Below are 6392 nucleotides of genomic sequence, written 5' to 3'. Positions count from 1 at the left end.
GCGGCCGCCTGGGCGGAGACCGGGTCCAGGCGGGGGGTGTGGGCGTGGTGGGCGGCCAGCCGGTGGACCTGGGCGGTGGTGGCCAGATACCCGCGGGCGGGCCGGGGACTGTTCAGGCCTTGGCTGCGGGCGCGCAGGTAGAACTTGCCGGGGGCGTCCAGCAGCTCGGGCGGCCAGTCCTTCTTGCCGCCTAGCCCCAACGCCAAGCTGACCTCACCGGGATCTTCCACGCCCAGGCAGAACCGCACCCGCAGATTCGCGCGGAGGATCTCGGAGCCGAGCAGGTCCATGGTGGCCCGCTGGTTGGCCAGAATCAGGGTGACCGAGGCCGCCCGGCCGCGCTTGGCGATCGAGTCGATGGCCTCCAGCGCCGGGCGGCCGCAGCGGGCGACCAGCTCGGCGTGCTCGTCAATGACCACCACCAGGGCGGGGGTGGCCGGCGAGGGCGCCAGCTCGCGCCGGCCAAGGCGGCCCAGCTCGCCCATGCGGGCGTCCAGGACGGCCACGGCGGCCTGTAGTAGCTGCTCGGTGTCGGTGGGGGTGGTGGCGACCCGACCCAGGCAGGCCCGCCAGGGGCCGAGCTCGGCGCCACCTTTGAAGTCGACCCCCCAGCAGACGACGTCAGCGGCGGCGACCAGCTCGCCGACCACGACGTTAACCAGCATCGACTTGCCCGACCCGGTGGCCCCCACCAGGAGGGTGTGCTGGTTGGCCAGGCAGACCGCGACCGGGTCGCCGGTCTCCCAGACGCCGGGCTGCAGCGGCCGACGGATCGACCCCGCTTGCGGGCCGGCCCAGGGGATCGGGGCGGCGTGCGGGTCGCGTTCCACCACCCGCACCAGCACCTGGCGGGCGCGGCTGGGGTCTTCTTCCAGGCGGACCGAGCGGGGCCGCACGTCCAACGCCGACTCCAGCGCCTCGCGTTGGCGGATGGCGTCGGCGATGGTCTGCCCGGGCCGCAGCAGCAGCTTGGCGGTCCAGCCGAACGGGGTGGTGGTGAGGTGGCTCAGGGTGGTGCCAGCCAGCCCGGCGGCCTGGGCGGTCTGTGCCCAGCCGCCCACCAGCCCCTCCGCCCGGGCCGTGGTTGGCGAGTCCGGTGGCGCCCAGCCCGGCGGGAGGCCCCCTCCGGCTCCCCAGCCGCCGACGTCGGAGCGGTCACCATCGGCCAGCCCGGTCACCTCGACTGCCGGCAATCCCGCTTGGGCTGACTCGGCGGGGCGAGCTGGGCTGGCGGCGCAGAACCAGCGGGCGAACCCGGCCAGGCCGGCCAAGGGAATGGTGTGCTGCCAGCCGACCAGGGCCATGGTCCAGGCGACCGCCAGCGTCCAGGCGATGATGCGGCCGGGCCAGCCCAGCACCGGCCACAGGACCGCCGCGATCGCCAGGCCAAGGCCGGCGAACAGCACCCGGCTGGGGTCAAACAGCAGCGCAAACAGCACAGCCAGGCCGCTGACGAAGGCGATGCGCTGCCAGCGTGGCCGCATCCGCCGCTGCCAGCGGAGGTCCTGGAGTGGGCCACGGCGGCCCGGCGGCGGGTCCGTGAGCGGCCACAGTGGGTCGGTGTCGCGGCCGTCCGGGTGGTCGGCGGGGACCCAGTCGGTGTCGGTGGGCATGGGTGGTGCTCCTCGGCGGTCAGCGGCCACATCGGCCGCTGCTGCCGTGATACCCGACCCGTACGACACCGGCCGCTACCAGACCTTGACCTCGCCGTCGCGGTCGCAGTTGGCCATGGTGGTGTGTGTTAGGGGGCGGGGACCAGGTCGACGGTGCAGTCGGGGCAGCGGCCCGGCCGGCCGGGGGTTGAGCGGGCTAGCTGCCCGCAGGCCGGGCAGACCAGCTCGCCGGCGAGGTGGCCGGTTGGGCTGGGATTGGCGAGGGTGGCTGGTGGGCCCTGGCACGAAGTGTGGGGACCACCCACACCTCCCCCCCGACCCTTCCCCTCCCCCTCCCCCCTGCCGGAGGGTGCGGGCCACACTTCGTGCCAGGGCGGAGCAGCCAGAACGGTCCGGACCAGCCGCTGGTCGGGGCCGGCAAGCCGCCAGGGATGGGCCGCCCAGCGGCCCGGCAGCTCCGGGTCGTCGTCGGAATCCTCATCCAGGCCGGGACAGGCAGCCAGGCCGATCGCGGCCAACTCCTCCAAGGCCAGGCGGGCCACGTGCCGGTGGCAGCCGACCCGCCGGGCGGCCTCGCTCACGGTGACCTCCTCGGCGTCGGCCAGTACCTGGAGTAGGCAGCGGCGGACCGCGGGCATCGAGTCGAGCGCCGCCCGCCGGCACAACGCCACCGCCGCCGGCTCCTGGAGCCCGAGGGCGAGCAGCCCCCGGGCCAGCAGCAGCAGCTGGGCGACCAGCCGCGGGGGTTCCTCCACGATGGCCAGGCCCTCGATCTCGCGGCGGCCGTAGGCGTTGCGGGGGACCACCGCGCGGCCGTAGCAGCAGACGATGGCCAGGTCGTCAAGGTGCTCGGCCGCCGCCGCCGACAGCTGCACGCTGGCGACCGTGCGGTGGGCGGCGCCGACCAGCCGGCCGCAAAGCTCGGCGGCCTGGCGGCGGGAGCCGGCGAGCTGGCCGGCGCGCAGCCGCGCCTTGCGGCTGGTGGCCCGCTTGGCTGCGCTTGAGGCGGATGCGAGCCGGTAGTACAGCCAGCGGGGGCCGAGCTGGTCGGCGTGGCTGGTGTAGTTGTCGATCGCCGGGGTGCAGGCGGCCAGCAGGGTCAGGCGACCGCTCCAGCGTAGCGGCACCGGGGCGTTGCCCAAATCGCGGGTCACCTGCCCGTCATAGACCCGGCGGAGCAGGGCGAACAGCTGGTCGCGGCCGCCGCGGTCGCTGGTGGCGAGCACGGTGGAGAAGTCCCCGACCGTGACCAGGCCTCGGGTTCCCACTCTGGTGAGCACGCCGGTCGGCTGGGGCTTTCGGCCGTGGGTCCATGACAGCAGCGCCGGGGCGGTGATCTCGTCGATCGGCTCGGCGAGGGTGTCGAGGGCGCGGATGGCCTCGGTCTTGCCGCTGGAGGATGGGCCGATGAGCATGCCCCACAGTGGGTCGCCGTCCAGCGCTGTGGAGGCGGCGACCGCGAGGGCGAACCAGACATGGCCGGGGTCGTCCAAGTGGACGTAGGTGGCCAGCAGGTCCAGCAGTTCGGCGACCGGGCCGGACCAGCCCGCCGACGTGCCCGTCGGGTGGCCGTTTCGGTGGGGGGCGGTCGGTCCGGCCGCCGCGGCGACCTGGGCCGCCGCAGGGGGCGGGGTGGGCGGCTGGCCGTTGGCCGGCTGCGGCCCAGGTCCCATCCAGGAGGGAGCGTTGGCACAGCCGGCGGCGTCACAGGGTTGGCCCACATGGGCATGGGCGGGGCGCAGTTTGGCCAGCAACCGGGCCACATCAGCGCCGATGTTGGTGCCCTTGGTCTGGCGGCGTTCCCGGGTCGGCCGATGCGCCAGCGCCAAGGCCAGCACCTCGCCGTCCTCCAGACCCCATTCGACCGCGGCCGCGACCAAGCCGGCCAGCTGCCGGGAGCGGTCCCCAGGGATCTCCTCCAGCCTGCGGGCCAGGTGGGCGGGGAGCCGCTCCGGCAACGCCGCGGCGTCCAGCGGCAGCGGCGGCTCCAGACGGGCATGCGCCGCTGGGTCGGCCGGCAGCAGCCGGTCCAGCTGTCGGTTGCCGCCGCCCATCACAACCACCGCACCAGGGTCGACCGGCCACCAGCGGCGCGGGGCTTGTGGTTGTAGGTCCCGGGCAGCCGCAGCAGCTTGCTCGCTGACCAGCCGCTGTCGGCCGCCAACAGGGCGGCCAGCCGCCGGTTCCAGCCCTCCAGCCGCTCGGGCGGTTCCAGGTCCTCCAGTGGTAGATACAGGTGGCGGCCGCTGCCGCTTTGGACCTGCCAGGTCGGCCAGCCCTGGAGCCGGTCCAACGCCCGGGTCCGCTGGGTGGTCCAGGCGCCGTCGACGTCCGCCCACGCGACCCGGCCCGGCTGGGCGGTACCAGCTCGCCGCGACGGCCCGGTCCACAGCAGCACCCCGACGTACACATCCGCCTGGTCGGCGGCGGCCATGGCCTGGGCCAGGAGCCGGTGCCGGCCAGCGGGCCAGCGATGGAAGCACTGGGTGAACCGGCGGAACTCATAGCCGCCGCCCTGGGTGAGGTGGCCGTCCAAGCCCAGACACAGACAGGCGTGGCCGTCCCGGTCGCCCCACAGCCGGGCCATCCATAACGCCGCCGCGGCGGCCCGCCCGGTTGCTTCATCGCCGGGCACCGTCAACTCGGCGATCGGCAGGCCTGCACCGACCGCGAACACCGCCTCGATCAGATCGACGTCGACCCGCGGCTGGCCGCGGGTGGGGCTGGACCATGCGATGGTCACCGGCCCGCGGCTCATACCGGCGCCCTTGGCTGGTTGGCTGCCACGTCGGCGGTGCCGTGGCTGGGGGCGCGGCCGCCGCTGCAGCCGTCGACCTGGGCCGACAACCCAGCTTGGGCGAATGCCAGCCAGTGTGGGTCGTCTGGGCCGAGGGGGCCACAGCACAGCAGGCAGGCGGTGGGCGAACTCACGCCACCACCTCCCCGTGGTGACGGTGCTCGTGCGCGGCGAGGTGGGTATGAACCTTGAGGTTGGCGGCCCGCTCGGTCTGGGTCTCGCCGGCGTACACGCCATAGGGGTTGGCGTCATAGGCGTAGCGGCGGCACGGCAACCGAACCGGACAGCTCCAGCACACCGCCCGGGCGGCCGTCACCGCCTGCTGGTCGTCTTCCTCGCTGGTGAAGATTGACGGGTCCACGCCAGGTTGGGCGCAGGCGGCGTGGGTGAAGAAGTCGACGTTGTTGTTGGCAGGGCCGAGCGGGACCGCACCTGACGGGTCGCAAGTCCGCTGGCGGCCGGTCATCGGGTCTGCTCTGGCAGCAGGATGACCGGCTCGCACTGGTGGGTGTCGAACAGCAGGTCCGCTCCGGCCTTGGGGCCGCGGTAGGACAGCCGGCAGGTTCGACACGACACGGCCCAGCTGCCGTCGCCCATGTCGATCTGCCACAGCGTTGGATTGCGCACGATCGGCTCCTTTACAAGACGATGCGATTGGGGTTCGTGGTCGCGGGGCTTGGTGGCATCCCTCCCCTGCCAGCGACTCGGTGCTGGATGCAGGCGGGCCGCGGCGGCGGGCAGCGCCTGTCGTGGTTCGGGTGGTCGGGTTTGCGGCGAGCTCCGGATGCCGGTACCGCGGCTGGCCGCCGTGGCCGAGGGCTGATGGCGGCCGGTATGGAGACTGGCCTCCACCCGGCCGCACACGGTCACATTGGGCTTGGGCGGCGACGGACATGCCCCAACCCCACCGGGACTGCCGGGGACGCTTTCGGCGACGGCGCCGTGGCCGACGGGAGGCTGGTGGCCGCTCATCGTCGGCCACCAGCACCCTTGGCGTCGTCGGCGTTGTCGGTGACCTCGACCGCGCAGGCCACACACAGCCACACCACTACATCCGCCTTGGGGTAGCGATTGGTCGGTTCCAGGTGGGTCTCAACCAGGGCGCTGGTCGAGACCGGGTTGCCGCACAATGGGCAGGGCCGAGGTGGCCGCAGGGGCGTGCTCATCGCCGTCCACCCCCACCGGCGACATAGCCGCGGGCGAGCCGCTTCACCCGGGTCACATACGCCCAGGAGTGGTTGTACGCGTAGAGGGCGGCGTCCAGGCGGTGGGGGGCGCCGTGGTCGCACAGGTAGCGGGCGGCGGCCGGGATCGCGTCGCCCGGGTCATAGACGCTGACTCGTCCGTCGTGGTCCAAGTCGCCGCCGTAGCGGGCCCAGGCGTTGCCGGCCCGCCCGACCCCGATGCCGAACTGCATCGGCCCGGCCGCCCCCGCAGCGTTCCAGCCCGACCGCACTCCAGGCAGCCGGGCGCGGCCATGGTCGCTCTCGACTTTGCCGATGGCGGCCAGCACCGCCCACGACAACCCCGCACAGCGGCGGGCCGCCAGTAGATACAGCCGACGGTAGCCCGGGGGGATGTCGTCGATGGCGGCGCGGCTGGGCGGCGCCTGGCCGCCTGGCCGCGCTCGAGCCTGGGCGGGTGGGTTGCCAACCAGCCCCAGGTCCTCGGCGACGCCGTAGCCGGTGACCGCCAACACCAGCAGGCAGACCCCGATCAGGGTGCGGCGCAGCCCCAGCTGCCAGGCGAGCCGCAACGGCAGACTCAGCACCCAGGCAGCCAGGCCGATCATGACCCGCCCCTTGCGCCGGGTCGGGTGGCGCCCAGGTAGCCGGGCCGGTTGGTCGACCCGATCCGGACCCGCGCACCTGGGGCGGGGGCCTCAACCATCCGCCGGTCACCCAGGTAGACCCCGACGTGGCCGGCGCGGCCAGCTGGCATGCGGCGGGTGTGGAAGAACACCAGATCGCCGGGGCGCGGCC

The 6392-nt window shown here is 74.0% G+C and carries 8 protein-coding genes; all 8 read right to left on the bottom strand.

Annotated elements, in window-relative coordinates; genetic code table 11:
* Positions 1 to 1613: FtsK/SpoIIIE domain-containing protein (locus tag VF468_10610; protein HEX5878759.1), on the bottom strand; the 1613-nt coding region annotated here is incomplete at its 3' end.
* A gap of 128 nt (positions 1614 to 1741) precedes the next feature.
* Positions 1742 to 3667, bottom strand: coding sequence for a hypothetical protein (locus VF468_10605; GenBank protein HEX5878758.1), 1926 nt, complete (start codon positions 3665 to 3667; stop codon positions 1742 to 1744).
* Entirely contained in the window at positions 3667 to 4356 is a 690-nt protein-coding gene (locus VF468_10600; protein ID HEX5878757.1) for a hypothetical protein, read from the bottom strand. The genes VF468_10605 and VF468_10600 overlap by 1 nt, the downstream gene beginning before the upstream one ends.
* Positions 4357 to 4540: 184 nt before the next feature.
* A complete protein-coding gene (locus VF468_10595) occupies positions 4541 to 4876 on the bottom strand; it encodes a WhiB family transcriptional regulator (GenBank protein HEX5878756.1) in 336 nt (111 codons plus the stop codon).
* Positions 4873 to 5037, bottom strand: coding sequence for a hypothetical protein (locus VF468_10590; GenBank protein HEX5878755.1), 165 nt, complete (start codon positions 5035 to 5037; stop codon positions 4873 to 4875). Before VF468_10590 ends, VF468_10595 begins: the two co-directional genes overlap by 4 nt.
* 341 nt (positions 5038 to 5378) lie before the next feature.
* A complete protein-coding gene (locus VF468_10585; GenBank protein HEX5878754.1) occupies positions 5379 to 5576 on the bottom strand; it encodes a DNA gyrase inhibitor YacG in 198 nt (65 codons plus the stop codon).
* A complete protein-coding gene (locus VF468_10580) occupies positions 5573 to 6202 on the bottom strand; it encodes a lytic transglycosylase domain-containing protein (protein HEX5878753.1) in 630 nt (209 codons plus the stop codon). The genes VF468_10585 and VF468_10580 overlap by 4 nt, the downstream gene beginning before the upstream one ends.
* The coding region (locus VF468_10575) for an NlpC/P60 family protein (GenBank protein ID HEX5878752.1) at positions 6199 to 6392 on the bottom strand (194 nt) is incomplete at its 5' end. The genes VF468_10580 and VF468_10575, both read right to left, overlap by 4 nt.

This window comes from Actinomycetota bacterium, from assembly GCA_036280995.1.
Lineage (GTDB): Bacteria > Actinomycetota > CALGFH01 > CALGFH01 > CALGFH01 > CALGFH01.
The sequence above is the reverse complement of the archived record's forward strand: the minus strand, read 5'-3'. Positions and strand labels throughout refer to the sequence as shown.